The 23,003-nt window shown below is 62.8% G+C and carries 16 protein-coding genes; 12 read left to right on the top strand and 4 right to left on the bottom strand.

What is annotated here, in order from left to right; all coding sequences use genetic code 11:
* The first annotated feature begins 138 nt into the window (after positions 1-138).
* From SSA02_RS02210 to SSA02_RS12980, 4 genes are all read left to right on the top strand, one after another.
* Positions 139-3,495 (top strand): glycosyltransferase family protein, encoded by a 3,357-nt coding sequence (locus tag SSA02_RS02210; protein WP_147092650.1) that lies wholly within the window; start codon positions 139-141, stop codon positions 3,493-3,495.
* A gap of 19 nt (positions 3,496-3,514) precedes the next feature.
* Positions 3,515-6,487, top strand: a complete 2,973-nt coding sequence (locus SSA02_RS02215; RefSeq protein ID WP_246103563.1) for a glycosyltransferase — start codon at positions 3,515-3,517, stop codon at positions 6,485-6,487.
* A gap of 57 nt (positions 6,488-6,544) precedes the next feature.
* Complete coding sequence (locus SSA02_RS02220; protein WP_147092271.1) at positions 6,545-7,558, top strand: CgeB family protein; 1,014 nt, start codon at positions 6,545-6,547, stop codon at positions 7,556-7,558.
* 307 nt (positions 7,559-7,865) lie between these two features.
* Positions 7,866-7,997 (top strand): hypothetical protein, encoded by a 132-nt coding sequence (locus SSA02_RS12980; RefSeq protein ID WP_264884061.1) that lies wholly within the window; start codon positions 7,866-7,868, stop codon positions 7,995-7,997.
* 13 nt (positions 7,998-8,010) lie between these two features.
* Here SSA02_RS12980 and SSA02_RS02225 read toward each other — a convergent pair whose 3' ends face one another.
* The 4 genes from SSA02_RS02225 to carA form a co-directional block, all read right to left on the bottom strand.
* Positions 8,011-9,222 (bottom strand): threonine ammonia-lyase, encoded by a 1,212-nt coding sequence (locus SSA02_RS02225; RefSeq protein WP_147092272.1) that lies wholly within the window; start codon positions 9,220-9,222, stop codon positions 8,011-8,013.
* A 72-nt stretch (positions 9,223-9,294) separates the two neighbouring features.
* Positions 9,295-9,768, bottom strand: a complete 474-nt coding sequence (gene greA, locus SSA02_RS02230; protein ID WP_147092273.1) for a transcription elongation factor GreA — start codon at positions 9,766-9,768, stop codon at positions 9,295-9,297.
* 397 nt (positions 9,769-10,165) lie between these two features.
* Positions 10,166-13,420: a carbamoyl-phosphate synthase large subunit gene (gene carB / locus SSA02_RS02235; RefSeq protein ID WP_147092274.1), complete on the bottom strand. Its 3,255-nt coding sequence runs from the start codon at positions 13,418-13,420 to the stop codon at positions 10,166-10,168.
* Between the two features lie 3 nt (positions 13,421-13,423).
* Positions 13,424-14,776, bottom strand: a complete 1,353-nt coding sequence (carA, locus tag SSA02_RS02240) for a glutamine-hydrolyzing carbamoyl-phosphate synthase small subunit (protein WP_147092275.1) — start codon at positions 14,774-14,776, stop codon at positions 13,424-13,426.
* A gap of 184 nt (positions 14,777-14,960) precedes the next feature.
* Between carA and SSA02_RS02245 the strand changes: the two genes are divergently transcribed.
* From SSA02_RS02245 to SSA02_RS02280, 8 genes are all read left to right on the top strand, one after another.
* Entirely contained in the window at positions 14,961-15,413 is a 453-nt protein-coding gene (locus tag SSA02_RS02245) for a GatB/YqeY domain-containing protein (RefSeq protein ID WP_147092276.1), read from the top strand.
* Between the two features lie 15 nt (positions 15,414-15,428).
* On the top strand, positions 15,429-17,258 hold the full coding sequence (gene dnaG, locus SSA02_RS02250; protein WP_147092277.1) for a DNA primase: 1,830 nt from the start codon (positions 15,429-15,431) through the stop codon (positions 17,256-17,258).
* A gap of 264 nt (positions 17,259-17,522) precedes the next feature.
* Positions 17,523-19,472 (top strand): RNA polymerase sigma factor RpoD, encoded by a 1,950-nt coding sequence (gene rpoD / locus SSA02_RS02255; protein ID WP_147092278.1) that lies wholly within the window; start codon positions 17,523-17,525, stop codon positions 19,470-19,472.
* Between the two features lie 10 nt (positions 19,473-19,482).
* A complete protein-coding gene (locus SSA02_RS02260) occupies positions 19,483-20,058 on the top strand; it encodes a GNAT family N-acetyltransferase (RefSeq protein ID WP_147092279.1) in 576 nt (191 codons plus the stop codon).
* Between the two features lie 185 nt (positions 20,059-20,243).
* Positions 20,244-20,708 (top strand): 30S ribosomal protein S6, encoded by a 465-nt coding sequence (rpsF, locus tag SSA02_RS02265; RefSeq protein WP_147092280.1) that lies wholly within the window; start codon positions 20,244-20,246, stop codon positions 20,706-20,708.
* 5 nt (positions 20,709-20,713) lie between these two features.
* Entirely contained in the window at positions 20,714-20,995 is a 282-nt protein-coding gene (rpsR, locus tag SSA02_RS02270; RefSeq protein WP_147092281.1) for a 30S ribosomal protein S18, read from the top strand.
* A gap of 10 nt (positions 20,996-21,005) precedes the next feature.
* The gene (gene rplI, locus SSA02_RS02275; protein WP_147092282.1) at positions 21,006-21,584 is read left to right on the top strand and encodes a 50S ribosomal protein L9; all 579 of its coding nucleotides are present in this window, start codon (positions 21,006-21,008) and stop codon (positions 21,582-21,584) included.
* A gap of 142 nt (positions 21,585-21,726) precedes the next feature.
* Positions 21,727-22,926, top strand: coding sequence for an SAM-dependent methyltransferase (locus SSA02_RS02280; RefSeq protein ID WP_147092652.1), 1,200 nt, complete (start codon positions 21,727-21,729; stop codon positions 22,924-22,926).
* The last annotated feature ends 77 nt before the right edge of the window (positions 22,927-23,003 follow it).

The following is a 23,003-nucleotide window of genomic DNA, read 5'->3' on the forward strand; positions in this document are numbered from 1 at the left end:
CAACAGACACCGAACATAATCCGAAATCCGGACACGAAGACTTTTGCGGGCACTGTCTTTCGTTTAAAGCCTTCTTGCATGTGACGGGCGGGCGTGGCTCGGCTCTTACTGGAATGCGCGATCGCTGGCGGGGGATTCATGGCTGTCATCTACAATACGAACTATACCCATAATCCCAACTCCTACCTGACCCTGGCGGTGGAGCGCGCGGCCCGGGCGATCTTCGGTGCCGATCAGATCGTGCTGGCCGACAATATGAGTCTGGCGGCCGCAGCAGCCTCGGGCGAGCATGACACGCTGATCTGTATCGACGGCCAGCGCATCAATACCCAGCTCATGCGCCGTATCCGTCCCGCTTTCAGGACGATGATACTCTGGACGTTCGAAGATCCGTTCATGCGCGATTTCAATGTCGAGAATGCCGGTCTCTTCGATTACGTCTTCACCAACGATCCGTCCTGTGCCGATTACTACCGGGGGAAGGGGCATTATCTGCCGCTCGCCTCGAGCCGGACGATCCACCAGCGCGACGTCAGGGACGCGGAACAGCTCGATTACGACATCTTCTTCGCCGGAACGATGTGGCCGAACCGTGTCGAGACCCTGCGCCGCATCATCGCAGCCTTCCCCGGGGCACGACTCAAGCTGATCTGCCCCGGAAACGAGTATCTGCCTCCGCTTCCGGCCGACCTCGCCGAGCTGGCGATCCAGCGTCCGGTCAGTCACGAGGCATTCATCGATTTCGCCAATGCGAGTGCGGTGACGCTCACCATGTTCCGCGATTATGCGAGCCATGGCGATATCAGCCAGGCGACGGCTCCCGGACCGCGGTTTTTCGAACTCGCCCTCGCCGGCGCCGCCCAGGTCGTCGAAGCGCCCGAGAGCATGGACGCGCAGTATTTCTCCGAAATCGAGGGCACGTTCCTCGCGCGTGACATCGATGGTGTCGTCGCTGCCGTCGCAGCCCTGCTCTCGGATGCCGATCTTCGTCGCAAAACGGCGCAGGCCGCCCAGAAATCGGCGCTGGAGGGGCATCTCTACGAGCATCGCCTGAGGCGCATGGCGGAGATCACGGGAGCGAATTTCGGTCGATCCCTGCCCGGTACCGCGCTCGCCCCGCGCAGGCGGCGTCTGCGCGTGCTCATGTGCACCCATTCGACGATCCACGAAGCGGCCTGGGGGGGCGTGGAGGTCTATCAGCAGACCCTGTGTTCGATGCTCGGTCGCGAGATCGAGTTCTTCTACTGGTTGCGCCGCGGAACGCATTGTCGCCTGACGACGGCAAACGGTCAGGAAGTCGAGCGATACGACGTGCCGGAAGTGGGCTGGATGGACGCCATGTGCGACGGCCCGGAGGAAATGGCCTTCTCCAACGCCATCAGCCAGTACAATTTCGACATCGTCCATTTCCAGCATCTCGGACATCACGCGCTTTCCCTGCCGATCATCGCCAAGGCCTGCGGTGCGGGCGTCGTGTTTTCGGCGCATGATTTCTGGCTGATCTCCTCGCGGTACAATCTGCTGAACCAGGATCTTCGCTATGTCGAGGACGAGGTGAAGTCGGTGGTCGCGAGCGACATCATTCTCAAGGTTGCCGAAAACATCGAATATGGCGGTGAGCAGACCCGTCGCGCCTTCATCGCGAAAATGCTCCATTCCGTCGATCTGATCCTGTTCGGAACACGGCACTCGCGCGATCTGACTCACGAGATCTACCCGGTTCTCGACAGCAAGCAGAGTCTGACCCTCGGCATTCCTTCGCCGGAAAATACCATTCCGATCGTCCCCAAGCGTTATGAGCCTCTGGGAGAGAGACCGTTGCGTGTCGCGATCGTGGGCAATTTCCTGCGGACGAAGGGGGCCGATACCATTCTCAATCTGATCGAGATCGCCCATCCCGATCATTTCGAGTTCCATATCTTCGGTTATATCCACCCCGAATACGATGCCGTGATCAACGGCAAGCCGCGACCGAACGTGAAGGTCTATGGCCGCTACAATGCGGGTGACATCGCAGCACTTCAGGTTGCGGATGTCGCGCTCAACCTGTCGATATGGCCGGAGACTTACTGCATCTCGCTTTCGGAGGCCTGGCAGAACGGTCTCATTCCGATCGTGACCGATGTCGGCGCGCTCGGCGATCGCGTCGAGGACGGCGTGACGGGTTTCAAGGTGCCGATCGGTCGGGCCAATATGGTGCTCGAACGTCTCGAGCTCCTCCGCTCGTCGGAGACGGTCCGTCGCACCATCATGGGGAATATCTCTCCCGCGCTCTGGACCCAGGCAGAGACCTATGTCGAGGATATGCGCGGCGTCTATCAGAGTGCGGCACCCGTGCGCGAGCTCGGCACGGCGGAGATGCAGATCGATGCCGGTCAGGTCCATCTCCTGCCTCACGCCTCCTGGCGTCATCAGGCGCCGCCGCGTCACATCTTCGATCCGCCGACCATCCGCGATCTCTCGGTCGAGCTGCCGGAGCGTGTCACGGACTGGTTCTCCATCCAGGGGGCCGAATACTATATCGACGATGTCTGCCATCTGGTCTTCGCCGAGCAGGAACCCGAGGATTTCGCCGGAGCCTACGAGTTCCACATCCGCGGCTGGCATGTCCTGCCCGGGGTGAGCTCGGCAGGGTCGATGTATGCGGTTCTGATCGGCGACGACAACACGCCCATGATCTTCCTGCCCTGTATCCGCGAGGCACGCGGCGACGTTCTGGCGAGCTATCCGGGTGCGCCGCGTCGCGCCGGCTTTGCCGGTCAGGCCGCGCTCAGGGGCAAGTGGTGCGAGGGCCGTTTCCGGGTTGCGCTCGTCAATATCGTGAACGGGGCCGGCGCGTTCATGGTCACGCCGGTACGGATCTCGATCAAGGACGGCAAGATCGGGGAAATCGACGTGGAGCGCGCCTCCAACGACCAGATCATGCGCGATTTCGACCGTGTCTCCCATGCCGACGGGCAGCTGCGTGGCATCAAGCTAAGCCGCCTCCAGGGCGATCCCGTCTCCCTGCAGGGCGATCACGAATTCCAGCATTATATCGACTCCCTGAGCGGTCTGATCGGCGATCCGCCGCCGCTTCTGACCGATGACAGCAATCTGTTCGTTCGTGGCTGGGGCTTCCTGCGCCATCTCGAGCGGGCCGGAACGATGTCGCTCGCCTGCGTGGACGAACAGGGACAGGGCGTTTTCTTCTTCGCGCTTAACAGGTTCCTGCGCCACGACGTGAAGACCGCGTTCGAGGATGCGCCGCTCTGCGTCGGGTTCGAGGGATGGATTTCGATCGCTTCGGGATATGCGCTCTCCATGGAGGGCCGCTATCGTCTGTGTCTGGTCAATCATGTCGGTGAGCAGATCGGTATCAAGCCGCTCGATATCGTCATGACGGTCGGCCACGGAATCATCGAGGCGGTGAGCCGGGCTCCTCTGGATGGCGAGGTCGTCACCCATGCACGGCGCGCCATCGAGGCGAGCTTCCAGCGCGACCCTGTGCACTGAACCGGCGCGGGGCTCGCTGATGGACCAGGACAGGACACCCGAATGGCGCCGCTTCGATGAGGCCTGGTATCTGGCCGAATACGACCAGGCCCGGACGGAAATCGCCGAGAACGGTTTTTTCGGCGCCGAGGAGCATTACGAGACGATCGGAAAATCGTTCGGTTTTTCTCCGAACCGGTTTTTCGACGAGGCGTGGTATCGTCTGGCCTATCCCGACATCTATGCGGAGATCTGCCGGGGAACGCTCGCTTCCGGTTTCGATCACTATTGCACCCGCGGCTATGCCACCCATGCCCCACACTGGCTTTTCTCCGAGCAGTACTACCGGCGACATGCCGGTGCCGGTGCCGGTGTCGCCGAGGGCATTGCCTCGGGCTTGTATCTGAACGGCTACGACCATTTTCTCGACACGGGCGATGCCGCAGGTCTGAGCGGCCACTGGTTTCTCGATCCGGGCGCTCTGGCGCATCTCGCCCCTTTCGCGCCGGAAGAGGTGGTGTCGCATCGCGGGGCGTTTCGCACGCTGATCGAAACGGCCCCCTCCCTGGCGGACCGCTTCCGTCTTTCGTGGTATTTCGACCCTGTCTGGTACCGCGAGACCTACCCGGAGGTCGCGCGCGATATCGAAGCGGGCCGTTATCTCTCGGCCCTGCATCACTATCTGACGAACCCGACCCCGCGTCAGTACAACCCCCAGGCGAGTTTCAGCGAAACATATTATGCCCGGATGCATGGAGACATCGTCTCCAGTATCGAGGCCGGTCATCTGAGAAACGGCTACGATCATTTCGTCCGGTTCGGTGCGGTCGAGGGACGGAGCCCGAACGAGGGAATCGACCTTGCCCGTTTCATGAAGCGGGCGGATGTCAGGGACATGCTCCGCGCCGGGGTCTATGACAGCGTCTATGCGTGCTGGGTGGCCGAACACCGGAAGCACGGATCGATGCTGGATCTTCCGCCTCCCTCAGAGGAGCAGACCCGTCATCTCTTCGAGCGTGAAGCGGCGCTCCAGGCGGCTGTAATTCGCAGGCAGGGGCTCGATTTTTCATGTTCGCGCGCGCCGGATCTCTCTGTCGTGATGATCCTGCACAACAAGCTGGATCTCACATTGCAGGCGCTGGCCTCGCTCAGGGCCAATTACCGGGGCTCCATCCAGCTCATTCTCGTCGATTCCGCGTCCGATGACGGCACGGCCGGGATCGAGCATCTGGTCCGGGGCGCCGAGATACTGCGTTATCGCTACAATATCGGCTATCTGGACGGCTGCAACGCCGCCCTCCCTCACGTGAAGGCCTCGTCGCTTCTCTATCTCAACAACGATCTGCGCCTCTACCCCAATGCGATCCGCAATGCGCTGGCCCGCCTCTACGAGGATGAGCGCATCGGGGCTGTCGGAGCGAAGCTGATACGAAGCAATATGTGGCTGCAGGAGGCCGGATCGATCATCTGGCGTGACGGCGCCACCTATGGATATCGCCGCCAGGATTCCCCGAACATTCCCGAGGCCAGTTTCACGCGCGATATCGACTACGCCTCGGCGGCATTCCTTCTCGTGCGCAGTGAGATCGCGCGCGAACTCGGTGGCTTCGATCCGATCTACCGACCGGCCTATTTCGAGGATACGGATTTCTGTCTGAGGATCGTGCGGGCCGGGCGGCGGATCGTCTACGATCCCTCGGTGATGGTCGAGCATCTGGAATTCGGCAGCGCGGGCACGGTCGGGTCGCAGGCACAGATCAAGGTCAATCATCGCATCTTCGGAAGACAGCATCAGGACTATCTGCGCCAGCAATATCCCGCCCATGTCAGGAACGCCGTGCTTGCGCGCGCGCATCGCAATACCCGGCTCAAGATCCTTTTCATCGAAGACCGTATTCCCGTGCGTGCGCTCGGATCGGGCTATGTCCGCTCCAACGATCTGCTCTGGTCGATGTCGGCCCTGGGCTTTCAGGTGACCGTTTTCCCGGTTCTGCCGCGCGCCGTGAGCCAGACGGATCTGGCCAGCGATTTTCCCGACGATGTCGAGCTGATGGCCGAGAGCGATCTTTCGGGCCTGACCGGTTTCATCGAGGAACGTGCCGGCTATTACGATGCGATCTGGATCGGGCGGACCCATAATCTCACCCGTCTCCTTCCCGTCCTGACCGAAATGAGCCGTCTCCTTCCGGTGAGCAGCGTGATCCTGGATACCGAGGTGATTGCGGCACCGCGTTCGATTGCCAAAGCGCGGTTCCATCCCGAGGCAGAAACGCAGGACAGTCTTGCCGAGCTGGTGTCACGCGAGCTCGAGGCCGCGCATTACTGCCAGCAGATCGTCGTGGTATCGGAGCACGACGCAAATCTCGTGCGTGAGGCAGGATACGACAACGTGTCGATCCTGGGTCACGCCGTGGCTCTGAGGCCCGATCCGACATCTTTTTCCGAGCGGCGGAATTTCCTGTTCGTCGGTGCGTTGCACGATGTCGATGCGCCGAATTATGACAGTCTCTTCTGGCTCGTCAACGATGTGCTTCCCGAACTGGACGATCATCTCCCCGGGGATATCCGTATTTCCGTTGCGGGTTACGTCAGCCCCGCCATCGATACGGGGGCCCTGCGTCACTCGTCCCGGATCGACTGGCTCGGGCCGGTGGACGATCTTGCCGGTCTTTATGCGTCTCACAGGGTTTTCGTCGCGCCCACGCGGTATGCGGGGGGGCTGCCCTACAAGATCCACGAGGCGGCGTCTCACGGGCTTCCTGTCGTTGCGACGCATCTCCTTGCCATGCAGATGGGCTGGCAGGACGGAGTCGAGCTGGTATCTTCCTCGAGCGAAGATCCTGCGGCCTTCGCTTTTGCCATGGCGGAACTCTACGAAAACGAAGAGAAATGGCTCAGGATACGGAGCAATGGGCTTCTGGCGGTGAAGCGTGACTGCGACCCCGCACGTTTCGGCCAGACGCTCGACCACATCATCAAATCAAGCGTGAGGCCCGAAGGGCGTCAGCACTGAACCGGCGGGCTGGGGCGACCGGCCCTTTCGTCGTAACGAGGAGCGAACTGTACGGACATGTCAGCAGTCAGGAAAAACGCACAATCAGCCGATCCGGGCCGTACACAACGCGTGCTTGTCTGCAGCGGTGGACGTTACGAATCCCAGGCGAATGCCCAGATCCGCGAGTCCATCATGGATGGCTGGGCCGAGTGTTTCGGCGACGAGAACGTCGTGGCGGTTCATATCAGCGGCGCCGCCGCATCGATTGCGGCCTTGCAGCCGACCATCGTCTTCGCCATCGGATCCTATCTTCCCGAGAGCACCTATTTCGGTGAAGTATGCCGGGAGGCCAGGAAGATCGGCGCTACGACCGTGTTCTGGGCGACGGAAGATCCTTACGAGCAGGATGCGAATTACCGGATCACGGACGATTTCGACGTGATCTTCTCCTGCGATCGCTGGGGCCATAATTTCTATCAGCGCGACCGGGTTTTCCATCTGCCGCTCGCCGCGAGCCGCAAGCTGCACTACGCGCCGATCGATGCAGAGATGGAGAAGAGCATCGACGTTCTCTTCTGCGGCGTCGCGTTCACGAGCCGCAAGGATATCGTCCGCAATCTGATGCCGACCCTGCGCAATCTCAACGTCAAGATCATCGGTCCGGGCTGGGGCGAATTCGGCATCGGCTTTTCCGATGCGCGCATCGAGAAGGCCCAGCTGATCGAGCTTTATCGCCGCTCGAAACTCGTGCTCAATCTGGGTCGATCGCTCCATTTCGAGAACAAGCGTTTCATGATCGCGCCCTCGACCCCCGGTCCGCGCACGTTCGAGGCAGCGGCTGCGGGCGCGTTCCAGATCTTCCATGAAGACACTTACGAGCTTCGCCGGTATTTCAGCGCCGAGGAAATCCCGACCTTTTCGAACAAGATCGATTTCGATGCGCTCGTTGCACGTTATATCGACGATATCCCGCTCTGCATCGAAATGGCCCGCCGCGCCCAGGCCCGTACGATGGAGGAACACACTTACGGCCATCGTATCCGTGCGGCCATCGAAGTGCTGAAGCGCGAGGGATTCATGCAGGACTGAAATCCTGCATAATGGCGGGCGATCGATCCGGCCTGTTCATATCGAGACAGGTCGGATGGCATGACCCATGACGCTCCCGAGGATCATCGGATTTTCGAGCTGAGGGACCATCAGTCCGACACGCTGCCACGATGACATCGGCAGATCTGCGTCGATATCAACCGCCTCGGGAATGAATCCCGGGGCATGCCGGGCGATCCGCTCTCGCTCGTTGCTTCTGCGGTGCCGCATCTTCGCGATGGTTACGACGACCGGAGTCTGCTCGGATACATGCAGACCGAGATCCTTGCGGGACCGACAGGGGGAGATGCTTCCCTATGACAGGGCCGTTCTGGCAACGCTTCATGCCCTCCCGGATGACTATGGCCAGTCAGATGGCCAGTCAGATGGTCTGAACTGGATGGCCGATCATTCCTCGCCAGAGGCCCGTTCGCACTGATCGGGACGCGGGTTCAGCCCCGTGTGAGATGATAATGGCTGCGCAGCTCGGCTTCGATCTGGTCCGCATGCATGCTGTCACGGGCTTCGATCATGATTTCCAGCTCAGCCGTCTGGACCGAGGGCGCCGCGAACAGACGCTGATGCGAGACCTCGATGATATTGCCGCCAGCATCGCCGATGCGGGTGGAGATATCGGCCAGAACGCCGGGGCGATCGGGTATCTGCAAGGTAAGCGAGAGGAGCCGCCCGTCACGGCGCAGCGCGCGCAGAAGCGTATTGGCGAAGATACGCGTTCCGATATTCCCGCCCGTGATCGGGAGTGCCACGCGCCTGCCTTCGAAAATCTCCGGATAGGCCATGACGGCTGCGAGTGCGGCCGCCCCGGCACCTTCCGCGACTTGCTTGGCCTGCTCGGCCAGATGCGCGATGGCAGATTCCACCTGCAGCTCCGTCACGACCAGAACCCGATCCAGAAGCGGGCTGACCGTTTCGAAACAGGTATTGCCGATCTGCATGACCGCAATGCCCTCGGCAATGGTGGAGCCACCACGCGCCTGAACGGCCGCCTCGGGGAAGGCAGAGAGCGAGGCATGACTCTCGACCTGAACGCCGATGATTTTCGTGTTGGGGCTGAGCGCCGACGCCGCGATGGCAGAACCGCTGATCAGACCGCCACCGCCAATAGGCAGGACCAGATAATCGAGGGGAGGGCTGTCCTCGATCAGCTCGATGGCAAACGTGCCCTGACCGGCCATGACGGCCACATCGTTGAACGGATGCACCAGAACGAGCCCGTTCTTCCGGCGCAGTTCCTCGGCAACGAGCGACGCTTCCGCAAAATCCTCGCCCTCGGTGACGACATGGGCGCCCCAGCCGCGCGTACGCTCGACCTTGGCCGAAGGGGTATGGCGGGGCATGACGATGGTGGCGTCTATCCCGAGCAGGCTGGCATGGCGTGCCACGCCCTGGGAGTGATTGCCGGCCGAGACGGCGATGACGCCACGCTTCTTTTCGTCCGCCCCGAGGAGCGCCAGCTTGTTGGCGGCGCCGCGCTCCTTGAACGATGCGACGGCCTGCAGGTTCTCGAGCTTCAGCCAGATATCCGCACCCGTCATTTTCGAGAGCGCCGCGCAGCGAATGCTCGGCGTGCGTACGATATGCGGGGCGATCCGCTCATGGGCGGAGAGAATATCGGCGAAGGAGAGAGTGAGGCTTTCGGACACGGTCTTCTTTTCTTGTTTCGGGGCTGGCCGCCGGAAACGGCCAGATGCCAGCCCGTGCTGATGCTGACCCGCTTACTTGAACGTGACGGTCAGGATCTCGTAGCTCTTGTCTCCGCCGGGTGTCGGCACGGTCACGCTGTCGCCCACCGACTTGCCGATCAGCGCCTTGGCGAGCGGCGAGGAGATGGAAAGACGGCCGAGCTTGATATCGGCTTCGTGGACGCCCACGATCTGATAGCCGCTCTCCTTGTCGGTTTCCTCATCGACCAGCTCGACATGGGCGCCGAATTTCACGGTGTCGCCCGAAAGCTGGGAGGGATCGATGACTTCGGCGGTCGAGATCAGTTCCTCAAGCTCGAGCACGCGCCCTTCGATGAAGGACTGGCGATCGCGCGCCGCATGGTATTCGGCATTTTCCGACAGATCGCCGTGAGCGCGTGCCTCGGCGATGGCGCGGATCACAGCCGGGCGATCTTCGCTTTTGAGCCGACGCAGTTCATCTTCTAGACGGGTCAAACCTTCACCGGTCATCGGAATCTTCTGCACAGCGCATTCCCCAAAACGAGTTCGTCCCTCGCACACAGCCCCGGGACGAAGCGTCCCGGGGCCCTGCACGGGGCATCGATGGGCATGAGACAATCCCAGCCCGTAATTTGATCAGTCAAGTTATGTCTTCCGGGGGGTGAATTCAAGGCGAGGCCGGAAAACCGCGCCTGTTTTATGCAGAGTTGATCGCAGGGGCGCGGCGGTTCCGGGGGCTGCGCCCCGGGACCCGCCAGAGGACCGCCCTCTTCCGGAAAACCGCCTTGCGGGGCGGCAGATCCGGCCCCCTGCGAGAGCCGGGAAGAAAGACGGGAGTCTCGAGGGCGCAGGATTGCGCCTCGTTATCCCCACCCGCTCGGAGGAACCGGGCCGGGAAGGCAGAGGCCCGGACCCTGCCGCTTCAGAAGGCGCGTTTGAAGTAGGACTGGAGCGGCGCCACGTCGAGTTCGCCATCCTTGATGGCCGAGATGGCATAGATCGCGGCCCGTGCGCCGGCGAGGGTGGTGAAATGAGGCACCCCCCCGAGCAGGGACGAACGACGTATATCGAAACTGTCACGCACCGCCTGAGCCCCCTGGGCGGTATTGATGACCAGTTGCACCTCGCCCGACCGGATGGCGTCCACGCAATGGGGGCGCCCCTCGAGAACCTTGTTGACACGTTTGACCGCAATCCCCGCCTCTTCGAGACGCGTCGCCGTGCCGCGTGTTGCGAGGATGCTGAACCCCATTTCCACGAGCTTGCGGCCCAGCGCCTGGACCTGCGTCTTGTGGCCGTCGCGCACCGAGAGGAGGACCGTGCCCGCTTGCGGAAGCACGACACCCGCCCCGAGCTGCGATTTCGCAAAGGCCCGCTCGAAGCTGCTGTCGAGACCGATGACCTCGCCCGTCGAGCGCATTTCCGGGCCGAGAATCGTGTCGGTATCGGCAAAACGATGGAACGGGAAGACGGCTTCCTTCACCGCCACATGAGGCGCGATGGCATCGCCATCCAGCTTGAAGGAGGACAGGCTCGCACCCGCCATGACACAGGCGCCGATCTTGGCCACCGGAACGCCCGTCGCCTTGGCGACGAACGGGACGGTGCGCGACGCACGCGGGTTGACCTCGAGCACGAAGACCTCGGAATCCTTGATCGCGTACTGCACGTTCATCAGACCGACGATACCGAGTTCGCGGGCCATGGCCTCGGTCTGGGCCTTGAGTTCGGTCACGATGGCGGGAGAGAGGGTATAAGGCGGCAGCGAGCAGGCGGAGTCGCCGGAATGGATACCGGCTTCCTCGATATGCTCCATGACGCCTGCGACATACACATCCTTGCCGTCGCAGAGGCAGTCCACATCCGCCTCGATGGCGTCGTTGAGATAGCGATCGAGCAGGATGGGGCCGTTCGCAACCTCGGCGCCTGCAAGCTGCAGCGTGCTGCGGAGATAGCGTTGCAGACCGGCAGGGTCATAGACGATTTCCATCGCACGTCCGCCAAGCACATAGGACGGGCGCACCACTACGGGGTAGCCGACCTTCTCCGCCACGGCCTCGGCCTCGGAGGGGGTGCGGGCGATCCCGTTTTCCGGCTGGCGCAGGCCGAGCTTGCGCAGAAGGGCCTGGAAGCGCTCGCGGTCTTCCGCACGGTCGATGGCATCCGCCGGCGTGCCGAGCAGCGGAATCCCGGCGGCCTCCAGCGCACGGGACAGCTTCAGCGGGGTCTGGCCGCCATACTGCACGATGCAGCCCAGGATCTCTCCGTCCGCCTGCTCGGTGCGGATGAGGGAGATCACATCCTCATCGGTCAGAGGCTCGAAATAGAGACGATCCGAGGTGTCGTAATCGGTCGAGACGGTCTCGGGGTTGCAGTTGACCATGATGGTCTCGAACCCGGCCTCGCGCAGCGCATAGGCGGCATGGACGCAGCAATAATCGAATTCGATGCCCTGACCGATGCGGTTGGGGCCGCCGCCGAGGATCACGATCTTCTTGCGGTCGGTCGGACGGCTTTCGCATTCCGGCACGCCGAACCCGCCCTCATAGGTCGAGTAGAGATAGGGCGTATCGGAGGCGAATTCACCCGCACAGGTATCGATGCGCTTATAGGCAGGTGTGACCCCGAGACCGAGACGCAGGGCGGCCACGTCCTCGACGGTCTGACCCGTGAGACGGGCGAGCTGGCGGTCGGAAAAGCCCTGCGCCTTGATGCGACGCAGATTGCGGGCATCCTGCGGCAGGCCATTGGCCGCAATCTCGTTTTCGGTCACGATGATATCGTGCAGCTGGCGCAGGAACCATGGCTCGAAACGGCAGGCGGCGTTGATGTCCTCGAGCGAGAGCCCGGCGCGCATGGCCTGGGCGGCCATGAGAATACGCTCGGGGCGCGGCTCGGAGAGGGCGGCGCGATAGGCATCGAGCGAGCCGTCGCCCGGGGCTTCCACCGGGTCGAGGCCGGTCAGGCCGGTTTCCATCGAGCGCAGACCCTTCTGCAGGGCCTCGGCAAAGGAGCGGCCCACCGACATGGCTTCGCCCACGGATTTCATGGATGTCGAGAGCAGGGCAGGGGCGCCGGGGAATTTCTCGAAGGTGAAACGCGGGATCTTCACGACGACGTAGTCGATGGTCGGCTCGAAGCTGGCGGGCGTCGTGCCGGTAATGTCATTGGCGAGCTCGTCCAGCGTGTAGCCCACGGCAAGCTTGGCTGCGATCTTGGCGATGGGGAAACCCGTAGCCTTGGAGGCCAGCGCCGAAGAGCGTGAGACGCGTGGATTCATCTCGATGACCACGATACGACCGTCGGCGGGATTGATGCCGAACTGCACGTTCGACCCGCCGGTCTCGACACCGATCTTGCGCAGGCAGGCGATCGAGATATCGCGGAGTTTCTGATACTCCTTGTCCGTCAGGGTCAGGGCCGGGGCGACGGTGATGGAATCGCCCGTATGCACGCCCATCGGGTCGATATTCTCGATGGAGCAGACGATGATGCAGTTATCCGCCTTGTCGCGGACGACCTCCATCTCGAATTCCTTCCAGCCCAGCACGGATTCCTCGATCAGAACCTCGGTGGTGGGGGAGGCATCGAGACCGCCGCTCACGATCTGGTCGAATTCCTCACGGTTATAGGCGATACCGCCACCGGCGCCGCCCATGGTGAAGGAGGGGCGGATGATGGCGGGCAGGCCGACCGTATCCAGCGCCGCACGGGCTTCTTCCAGCGTATGGGCGATGGTGCTGCGCGGGGATTCCACGCCGATCTCGTCCATGGCCTCGCGGAATTTCTGACGGTCTTCCGCGCGGTCGATCACCTCGGCATCGGCGCCGATCAGTTCGACATTATGCTTCTTCAGGAAGCCCGACTTGTCGAGCGCCATGGCGGCGTTGAGCGCGGTCTGTCCGCCCATGGTGGGCAGAACCGCGTCGGGCTTTTCCTTGAGAATGATGCGCTCGACGAATTCCGGGGTGATCGGCTCGACATAGGTGGCATCGGCCAGACCCGGATCGGTCATGATCGTGGCCGGGTTGGAATTGATGAGGATGACGCGATAGCCTTCCTCCTTCAGGGCCTTGCAGGCCTGGGTGCCGGAATAGTCGAATTCGCAGGCCTGACCGATCACGATAGGGCCGGCGCCGATGATGAGGATCGACGAGATATCTGTACGTTTCGGCATGGGTCAGGCTGCCTTCTTGTCCATGAGCGCGACGAAACGCTCGAAGAGATAGAATGAATCGGACGGGCCGGGGCTGGCCTCGGGATGATACTGAACCGAGAAGGCATCGCGCTTCGTGCTGCGGATGCCTTCATTCGAACCGTCGAACAGGCTGGTATGGGTGATGATCACGTCCTCGGGCAGGGATTTGTCATCCACGGCAAAGCCGTGATTCTGGCTCGTGATTTCCACGCGGCCCGAAGCGAGATCCTTGACCGGCTGGTTCGCGCCGCGATGGCCGCGCTCCAGCTTGTAGGTCCTGGCACCCAGTGCCTGGGCCAGAAGCTGATGACCGAGACAGATGCCGAAGACGGGAATATTCGCGTCCAGCACGCCCTTGATGGCGGGCACCGCATAAACGGCGGTTGCCGCCGGGTCGCCGGGACCGTTGGAGAGGAACACGCCTTCCGGATTATGGCGCAGGATCTCTTCCGCCGTTGCCGTGGCGGGCACCACGGTCACGTCGCAGCCCGCGGTCACGAGGCAGCGCAGGATGTTGCGCTTGGCGCCGTAATCGACGGCCACTACGCGTCGGCGCGTGCTGCGCTCGGCAGCAGGCTTCTGCCACACACCCAGATCCCAGCGATAGCTCTGCGTGCAGGTTACGTCCTTTGCCAGATCCATCCCTTCCAGCCCCGGCCATGAAACGGCCTGGGCGCGCAGGGCGGCGAGGTCGAACTGGCCATTCTCCGGGAAGGCGAGCACGGCGGTCTGCGGGCCGCCATCGCGCAGGCGGCGGGTGATCAGCCGCGTGTCGATCCCGGCAATGCCGGGCAGGTTCTGGCCGATCATCCATTGCGCGAGCTTCCGGGTCGAGCGCCAGTTGGCGGGGAGAGTCACGTCTTCCTTCACCACCACGCCGCGCGCGGCCACGCGCTGGGCCTCGTCATCCTCGGCATTGGTGCCGACATTGCCGATATGGGGGAAGGTAAAGGTCACGATCTGCCCGGCAAAGGACGGATCGGTGAGCGTTTCCTGATAGCCGGTCATGCCGGTGTTGAAGCAGAGCTCGCCAATGGCCGCGCCATCGGTATGGGCGCCGAAGCCGACGCCCCACAAAACGGAGCCATCGGCCAGGACGAGGGCGGCATTCGCGCCTTCAGGGCAGGTATCGGTCACGGTCGGTCTATCCTCCTGAGGCGTCTGCGGATCGAGGTCCGAAAGGGAAATGCCGGGCAGGCGCAGCAGCGCCGCCCAGTGCTTGCCGGGAATGGCGCGCGACTGGCGCCATTTGCGTATGGCCTCGGTGCCGACGCCGGTCAGGCCTGCCAGCGCCTCGGCGCCGCCTGCCTTCTCGATGATCTCTTCGATATCCATGGCTGTCCTCCCGTCCTTTTCTCTCGGACGCTCGTGGTCTTGGTGCTAGATAGGCGCTTGAGAGAGGAATGGGAAGTTTTTTCCCACTCCTTCGGATAGCCCGAGAGGTGGGAAAAATATTCCCGCGTGCTGAGGGCGAGCAGGCGGACTGGCTTTTGTCGCCAGAGCCGGGAAAGGAAAGACAATGTCCCTGAGAGAGACGATCTCGAACGACCTGAAGACCGCCATGAAGGCCAAGGAGATGGATCGCGTGGCCCGGATCCGCGGCATCACCGCGCGTATCAAGGATCTCGATGTTGCGGCGCGCGCCAATGGCAAGGAAATCGGCGATGAGGATATCCTCCCGATGCTGCGCAGCATGATCAAGTCGCGCACCGAGTCCGCGACCATGTATCGCGAAGGCGGTCGCCCCGAACTGGCCGAAAAGGAAGAGGCCGAGATCGAGACGATCCGGGCCTATCTCCCGCCAGAGATGGACGAGGCCACGCTCAATGCCGAGATCGACGCCGCCATTGCCGAGACCGGCGCGACCGGCATGAAGGAGATGGGCAAGGTCATGGGCGTGCTCAAGTCGAAATTCGGCTCTGCCCTCGATATGGGGCGGGTCAATCCCGTCGTCAAAGCCCGGCTCTCCTGAGTTCCGTCGGGCAGCATGGCGTTCGATCCCGCTTTTCTGGACGAGCTGCGCGCGCGCCTTCCGATCGCATCGGTCGTCGGGCGGCGCACGAAGCTCGCGCGTTCCGGCCGTAACTGGAAGGCATGCTGCCCGTTTCACGGGGAAAAGACGCCGTCTTTCTATGTGTATGACGACCATTTCCACTGCTTTGGCTGCGGGGTGCATGGCGATGTCATATCCTTCGTCATGCAGAGCGAGGGGCGCAGTTTCCCCGAAGCGGTCGAGCAGCTCGCCGGTGAAGCGGGTCTCGAGATGCCGCGGCAGGACCCCCGCAGCGAGGCCCGCAGCCGCGAGGCCCAGTCGATCGGTGACGTGCTCGAGGCCGCACAGAAGCATTATCATCAGGCGTTGTTCCGGCCGGAAGGACGACAGGCCCTCGATTACCTGCGCGGCCGAAGCCTGAACGACGAGACGATCGTGCGCTTCGGTCTCGGCTGGGCGGGGGAAGGGCGCGGCGCATTGCTTTCCGCGCTGCGATCGTCGGGGATCACGGCCGGGCAACTCGTCCAGGCCGGTCTGATGCGCGGCGACGAGAGCGGCGCGCCGCGAGGCGATCTGTTTTTCTCGCGCGTCATGTTCCCGATCCGCGACAGGCGGGGAAAGATCATCTCCTTCGGCGGGCGTACTCTGGGGGATGCCCAGCCCAAATATGTGAACGGTCCGGAAACCCCTCTCTTTTCCAAGAGACGCGCGCTCTACAACCTCGATGGCGCACGCGCGGCGCTGCGCGATCCGTCCTGCGACCTCATCGTCGTCGAGGGATATATGGACGTGATCGCCCTTGCGCAGGCCGGGTTCGAGGGGGCGGTGGCACCGCTCGGAACGGCCATGGGCACGGAACAGCTCGAGCTGCTCTGGCGCGAGGCCAGTCATCCCGTCCTGTGTCTCGATGGCGACGCTGCCGGTGCCCGTGCGGCGCTGCGCGTGGCCGAGCTTGCCCTGCCGCTGCTTCAGCCCGAGCGGAGCCTTCGCTTCTGTCGTCTGGATCCCGGCGACGATCCCGACAGTCTGATCCGGCGCGACGGGCCTCAGGCCATGCGTCGTATCCTCGACTCCGCGACCCCGCTCGTCGAGGAGCTTTACGCGCAGATGAGTGTCGGGGTCGGCACGGACAGTCCCGAGCAGAGGGCGGCGCTCAGGAAACGTCTCGAGGCCGCGGCCGGTCTTATCGCGGACCGGGATCTCGCCTCGGAATATCGAAGAGCCCTCCTGGACCGGTATTTTGCGGCGTCGCGCCGCCAATCGCCACGTCGCGGGTTCTCCGGATCGCCCTCGCGGCCCGCTCGTCCGGCGGTGCGACGCAGCCGGAGCGAAGGCGGGGAGGAAAGCGGGGCGCTCGAGCGGTTGCGTCTTCTGACAGCGCTCGTTCTTTCCCATCCGGCGCTGCTCGGTGAGGTCGAGGACCATTACGGGCGCATGGCATTGCCTCAGCCTCTGGACGATCTGCGCGATGCGGTGCTCGACTGGTTCGCGACCCTGACGCCGGGATGCGATCCGGATGCCGCGACGCTGCTTGCGGCGCTCGACCGCGAGGGGATGGGGGATACGGCGCGCCTTCTCGTCGCCGGAAGGGCCGGGCTGCGCCAGTCGGGTGAGCAGGGCGGGCTTTTCGCCATGGAGCCGATCCAGCAATGGTGGCACTTCTACGGTCTGGTCAATCTTCCGGATTTCGTGCGCGAAGTCGAACGCGACATGCATGCGGCGCTCGCCGATCCGGCGCTCGAGGGGCTGCCCGAGGCCCTTCTGGGGCGGCTTCGCGCGCTCGAGCGGCTCCGGCGAGGCGAGTCGCAGGATGACGAGACATAGGGGCGCAAGTCAGGGTTTCTGCGGGGGCGAGAGGAAAAGAAAAAGGCGTTAACCCTTGACTTCGTGGCGTGGATCGCCCACCTGCACGCTGCCGAAATTGCTAGCGCTGACGCTGGTGGATCGCAATTGAGAGAGATGTCGGAGCCGGGTTCCGACGGTTGGGCCGGCGCTCCGCAAGGGTGGAGCGCTGCGTCGGCGCGTTTCTTTCAGGGCTGGTTTTTAGCGCGTTGCTCGATCAGAGCGGGCGGGAGCAGGGAGTAGGGTATGGCGACGAAGACGGCCACGGGAACGGAGCGGAACGCGCAGGAGCAGGACGGCGATACCAATGTCCTCGATACGCAGTCCGGTGCGGTCAAGCGGCTCATCGCCAAGGGGCGCGAACGCGGCCATATCACGTTCGACGAGCTGAACGCCGTTCTCCCTCAGGACCAGATGTCCTCCGAGCAGATCGAGGACATCATGGCGATCTTCTCCGAGATGGGAATCCAGGTTGTCGAGAACGAGGACAACGAGGAAGCCGAGGAGACCGAGGAAAAGGCCGAGGAAAAGGAAGAGGCGGAGGATTCCGAGGAATCCCCCACCGGCAATGTCAGCGAGAGCGCCGGACGCACGGACGACCCGGTACGCATGTATCTGCGCGAGATGGGCTCGGTCGAGCTTCTCTCGCGCGAGGGCGAGATCGCGATCGCCAAGCGCATCGAGGCCGGTCGGGACGAGATGATCGGCGGCCTGTGCGAGAGCCCGCTGACCTTCCGCGCCATCATTTCCTGGCACGATCGCCTCAAGGAAGGCGAGATGCTCCTGCGCGATATCGTCGATCTCGAGGCGATGCAGGGTGGCCCTTCCGAAGAGGAAGAGGCGGCGGGCGAGAATACCGACGACAATGACGAGTCCCTCGACGAGGAGCCCGCAAACGAGGAAGGGGGCGAGTCCGAGAATTCCGGCCTTTCGCTCTCCGCGCTCGAGGAAAAGCTCAAACCCGAGATCCTGGCGCATTTCGAGGCGATCGAGCCGCTTTACGACCGTCTCCGCGCGCTGCAGGTCCGCCGTATCGAGACCCTGACGAGCGGTTCTGAGACCACGAGCACGTCCGAGCAGGAATATGAGGCGCTGCGGACCGAACTCGTGAAGATGGTCGAGCAGGTCCATCTGCACAACAACCGGATCGAGGAGCTGGTGATGCAGCTCAAGATCCAGTTCCAGCGTCTGAACAATCTCGAGGGCCGGATGCTCCGCATGGCCGAGAGCTGCCGTGTGTCGCGTGACGACTTCCTGCAGAAATATCGCGGTTACGAGCTGGATCCGAACTGGCTGGCTTCCGTATCCGCCCTGACCGGCAAATCCTGGAAGAACTTCACCACGCGTTATGCCGAGCAGATCATCGATCTGCGCAATCAGGTGGCGGATCTCGCGCACAGCACGGGCCTGCCCGTGGGTGAGTTCCGTCGCGTCTATGCCGTGGTTTCGCGCGGCGAACGCGACACGACGCGCGCCAAGAAGGAAATGATCGAGGCCAATCTGCGTCTCGTGATCTCGATCGCCAAGAAATACACTAATCGCGGCCTGCAATTCCTGGATCTGATCCAGGAGGGCAATATCGGCCTTATGAAGGCGGTAGACAAGTTCGAATACCGTCGCGGCTACAAGTTCTCGACCTATGCGACATGGTGGATCCGTCAGGCCATCACGCGCTCGATCGCCGATCAGGCGCGCACCATCCGCATCCCCGTGCACATGATCGAGACGATCAACAAGCTCGTGCGGACCTCGCGCCAGATGCTGCATGAAATCGGACGCGAACCCGCGCCCGAGGAGCTGGCCGAGAAGCTGGGCATGCCGCTCGAGAAAGTGCGCAAGGTGCTCAAGATCGCCAAGGAGCCGATCTCGCTCGAAACGCCGATCGGCGACGAGGAAGACAGCCATCTGGGCGATTTCATCGAGGACAAGACGGCGGTCATTCCGCTCGATGCCGCGATCCAGACCAATCTGCGCGAGGCCACCACCCGCGTTCTGGCCTCGCTCACCCCGCGTGAGGAGCGTGTCCTGCGGATGCGCTTCGGTATCGGCATGAACACCGATCACACGCTCGAGGAGGTCGGTCAGCAGTTCAACGTGACGCGCGAGCGTATCCGCCAGATCGAGGCGAAGGCCCTGCGCAAGCTCAAGCATCCAAGCCGCAGCCGCAAGCTGCGGTCCTTCCTCGACGATAACTGAGGCCGACACGATGGAAGCGTGGCTCAGCGTTCCGCCGGACCGTCCGACGACCGAAATCACGGTCGACGTGACGTTTCTGGAACGTCGCGAGCCGCCGCTTTCCCCGTCGCATCCCTGGCCTGACGGATACGGGCTCCTGCGCTGGACGCCGGATGTCCCGTCCTATCTCGAGCTCTACAGGCGTGTCGGGGCGCCGCATTGCTGGTGGATGCGGCTGATGATGCCGCATGACCGTCTGTCGAAAATCCTGAAATCTCCCGATACCCATATCTACAGGCTCTTCGGACCGCATGGCGTTGCCGGGTTTTTCGAGCTGGATCTGCATGAGCGTGCCGAACCCTATCTGAACTATTTCGGCCTCCTCCCCGAGGCGCAGGGCCAGGGGCTCGGACGGCGTCTTCTCGAGAGCGCCATCGAGACGGCGTGGCAGGCACAGACAACGGTCCTGCGGGTGAATACCTGCACGGCCGATCATCCCCGTGCCCTGCCGGTCTACCGGGCTCTCGGGTTCGAGCCCGTCATGGTCCAGCGCGAGCGTTGGGCCATCCCGGACGATCTCGCGCTCGTACCGCCGCCCTGGCTGTAGGGATGCCGCTCCGGCATCCTCCATACCGAATTTCCTTGCCTGTTTCCCGGGGCTGTGCTTCAAGCCGCCATTCCCTGCCCGGCGAAGGCATCGTCGTGGCTATACCCGAGCCTTGTGGAAGGGGCGCTGTTTTCCGGTCGGTCGCGATCGGACGGTTGGGTTGAAGCAATCCGAAGGGAGCACATATGCCATTGTACGAAAGCGTGCTGATCGCACGTAACGATATCTCGCAGGCGCAGGTCGAATCCCTCGTCGAGCAGATCGAAACCCTGCTGACCCAGGACGGCGGTTCCATCGAGAAGCGTGAATTCTGGGGTCTGCGTTCGCTCGCATACCGCATCAAGAAGAACCGCAAGGGCCATTACGTCCTTCTCGGCCTGAACGCCCGTCCGGAGCAGATCCGCGAGCTGGAGCGTCAGCTGAGCCTGAACGAAGACGTGCTGCGCGTTCTGACCCTGCGCGTCGAGGAAATCAGCCAGGAGCCGTCTCCGATCCTGTCCCGCAAGGGTGACGATCGTGGCGATCGCGGCAATTTCCGCGGCGGCAATGCAAAGCCGGCCGGTCGCTTCGACAGCGGTCGCGGCGGTCGTCGTGGCGACGATCGTGAGGAATACCGCGCCCGTGAGGGTGCCGAAGTGGATGCGGAGTAAGAGCGATGTCTGACGAGATCAACACCGAAATCAACCCGGCCGCCCGTCGCATCGCCGTTGGCGCCCGTCGTCCGTTCTACCGTCGTCGCAAGTCCTGCCCGTTCTCCGGCCCCAACGCGCCGAAGATCGACTACAAGGACGTGCGTCTGCTGAGCCGCTTCCTGTCCGAGCGCGGCAAGATCGTTCCGAGCCGCATCACCGCGGTTTCGGCCAAGAAGCAGCGTGAGCTGGCGCAGGCGATCAAGCGCGCCCGCTTCCTTGCCCTGCTCCCCTATGTGATGAACTGAGGAGACAGGCATGTCACAGACAGAAGTCATCCTGTTGCAGCGCGTCGAGCATCTGGGCCAGATGGGCGACATCGTCCGCGTGAAGCCGGGCTATGCGCGCAACTTCCTGCTGCCGCAGGGCAAGGCGCTCCGCGCCAACGCCCAGAACCGCCAGCGTTTCGAAACCGAGCGCGCGCAGCTTGAGGCGCAGAACCTCAAGCGTCGCGAAGAGGCCGAGCGCCTTGCCGAGCGTATGCACGGCCTGAGCGTCGTCATCATCCGTCAGGCCGGTGACAGCGGAAGCCTTTACGGTTCGGTCACCACCCGCGATATCGCGCTTGCCGTGACCGAAGCCGGTCTGACCGTGGGTCGCAACCAGGTCGTTCTCGCCGAGCCGATCAAGCTGCTCGGACTGGTCGAGGCACGCGTCGATCTCCATCCCGAGGTGTCCATTCCCGTGACGGTCAACGTCGCCCGCTCCGAAGAGGAGGCCGAGCGCCAGGCCCGCGGTGAAGCCATCACCGCCGAGGAAGACGAATACGTCCTCGAGACGGATGTCGAGCCCGTCGAGGGTGAGGAAGAGGTCGAGACCGAAAACACGGTCGCCTGATCGCTTCACGACATATCCGTCAAGTAAAGAAACCCGGCTGTTTTCGACAGCCGGGTTTTTTTGTGTTCATGCCTGCTGTTGACGATCCCTGCCCAAACACGTTTTGATATCAACTGTGTCGAACGATGATCGGGGGGAAATGATGGCGCTTTTACTGGACCGGGTCTTGAAGAAATTCATCGGCATCGGTGCGCTCGATGTCGTTCTTCCCGATGGCGAGGTGCGCCGCTACCGGGGGCGGCAGCCCGGCCCTGTCGCGGCAATCGAGGTCAAAACCGAGCGCGCGCTCAAGGCATTGCTTCTGAACTCCGGCCTCGCCTTCGGAGAGGGCTGGATGGATGGCGAAATCGTTGCCGTGGACTGTACGCTCGAGGACGTCCTGCATGTCCTGATGCTCAACATGCAGGAGAACCATCATTTCCTGAACCGGATCGAGGAGAAGACCCGGTTTCTCACGCGTCATCTGCGACAATGGAACAACCAGAGACGCTCACGCCGGAACGTCGCCCATCATTACGACCTCAACGGTGCGCTGTACGATCTCTTTCTCGACGAGGACAGGCAGTATTCCTGCGCCTATTTCACGTCCGACGACATGTCTCTCGAAGACGCGCAGCGCGAGAAGAAGCGCCGTATCGCGGCCAAGCTCGTTCTCGATCGTCCGGATCTCGAAGTGCTCGATATCGGATGCGGCTGGGGTGGGATGGCCCTGACCCTGGCGAAGGAGTTCGGTGCACGGGTGACGGGCATCACCCTGTCTCGGGAGCAGCTGCAGGTGGCGCGCGAGCGTGCCCGCGCCGAAGGCCTCGACGATCGTGTCCGTTTCGAATTGTGCGATTACCGGCGCGTCGACAGGTCGTTCGACCGAATCGTCTCGGTCGGGATGTTCGAGCATGTCGGCATCGGTCAGTACGACACGTTTTTCGCGACCGTCTCGCGTCTCCTGCGTCCCGAAGGCGTCGCCCTGATCCATTCGATCGGACGCTCGGACGGTCCGGGGTCAACCAATCCCTGGATCAACAAATACATCTTCCCGGGCGGTTACTCGCCAGCGCTCAGCGAGGTCCTTCCCGCTGTCGAGCGATCGGGATTGTGGATGACGGATTGCGAGGTCCTGCGTCTGCATTACGCCCGGACCATTGCGATCTGGCGCACCCGTTTCGCTGCGAATCGCGAGAAGATCAAGGCGCTTTACGATGAGCGCTTCTGCCGGATGTTCGAGTTCTACCTGACCGGGGCGGAGCTGTCGTTCCGCGTGCAGGGGCACATGAATTTCCAGCTCCAGCTCACACGCTCGATCGATGCCGTTCCCTTCACCAGGGACTATCTCTGTCATAACTGAGCCCCGAGCCCGAGCCCGAGCCCGAGCCCGAGCCCGAGCCTGATCCCCGGGCCCCGGGCATGAGACCCGGCCATCGG

Origin of the sequence: Swaminathania salitolerans (assembly GCF_007988945.1) — a bacterium.
GTDB lineage: Bacteria > Pseudomonadota > Alphaproteobacteria > Acetobacterales > Acetobacteraceae > Swaminathania > Swaminathania salitolerans.

What these genes read in the sequence shown, in the direction of transcription:
- SSA02_RS02210 (WP_147092650.1), top strand. Translation starts at nt 139, where the DNA reads ATGGCTGTCATCTACAATACGAACTATACCCATAATCCCAACTCCTAC.
- SSA02_RS02215 (WP_246103563.1), top strand. Translation starts at nt 3,515, where the DNA reads ATGGACCAGGACAGGACACCCGAATGGCGCCGCTTCGATGAGGCCTGG.
- SSA02_RS02220 (WP_147092271.1), top strand. Translation starts at nt 6,545, where the DNA reads ATGTCAGCAGTCAGGAAAAACGCACAATCAGCCGATCCGGGCCGTACA.
- SSA02_RS12980 (WP_264884061.1), top strand. Translation starts at nt 7,866, where the DNA reads ATGCTTCCCTATGACAGGGCCGTTCTGGCAACGCTTCATGCCCTCCCG.
- carB (WP_147092274.1), bottom strand. Translation starts at nt 13,420, where the DNA reads ATGCCGAAACGTACAGATATCTCGTCGATCCTCATCATCGGCGCCGGC.
- carA (WP_147092275.1), bottom strand. Translation starts at nt 14,776, where the DNA reads ATGGATATCGAAGAGATCATCGAGAAGGCAGGCGGCGCCGAGGCGCTG.
- SSA02_RS02245 (WP_147092276.1), top strand. Translation starts at nt 14,961, where the DNA reads ATGTCCCTGAGAGAGACGATCTCGAACGACCTGAAGACCGCCATGAAG.
- dnaG (WP_147092277.1), top strand. Translation starts at nt 15,429, where the DNA reads ATGGCGTTCGATCCCGCTTTTCTGGACGAGCTGCGCGCGCGCCTTCCG.
- rpoD (WP_147092278.1), top strand. Translation starts at nt 17,523, where the DNA reads ATGGCGACGAAGACGGCCACGGGAACGGAGCGGAACGCGCAGGAGCAG.
- SSA02_RS02260 (WP_147092279.1), top strand. Translation starts at nt 19,483, where the DNA reads ATGGAAGCGTGGCTCAGCGTTCCGCCGGACCGTCCGACGACCGAAATC.
- rpsF (WP_147092280.1), top strand. Translation starts at nt 20,244, where the DNA reads ATGCCATTGTACGAAAGCGTGCTGATCGCACGTAACGATATCTCGCAG.
- rpsR (WP_147092281.1), top strand. Translation starts at nt 20,714, where the DNA reads ATGTCTGACGAGATCAACACCGAAATCAACCCGGCCGCCCGTCGCATC.
- rplI (WP_147092282.1), top strand. Translation starts at nt 21,006, where the DNA reads ATGTCACAGACAGAAGTCATCCTGTTGCAGCGCGTCGAGCATCTGGGC.
- SSA02_RS02280 (WP_147092652.1), top strand. Translation starts at nt 21,727, where the DNA reads ATGGCGCTTTTACTGGACCGGGTCTTGAAGAAATTCATCGGCATCGGT.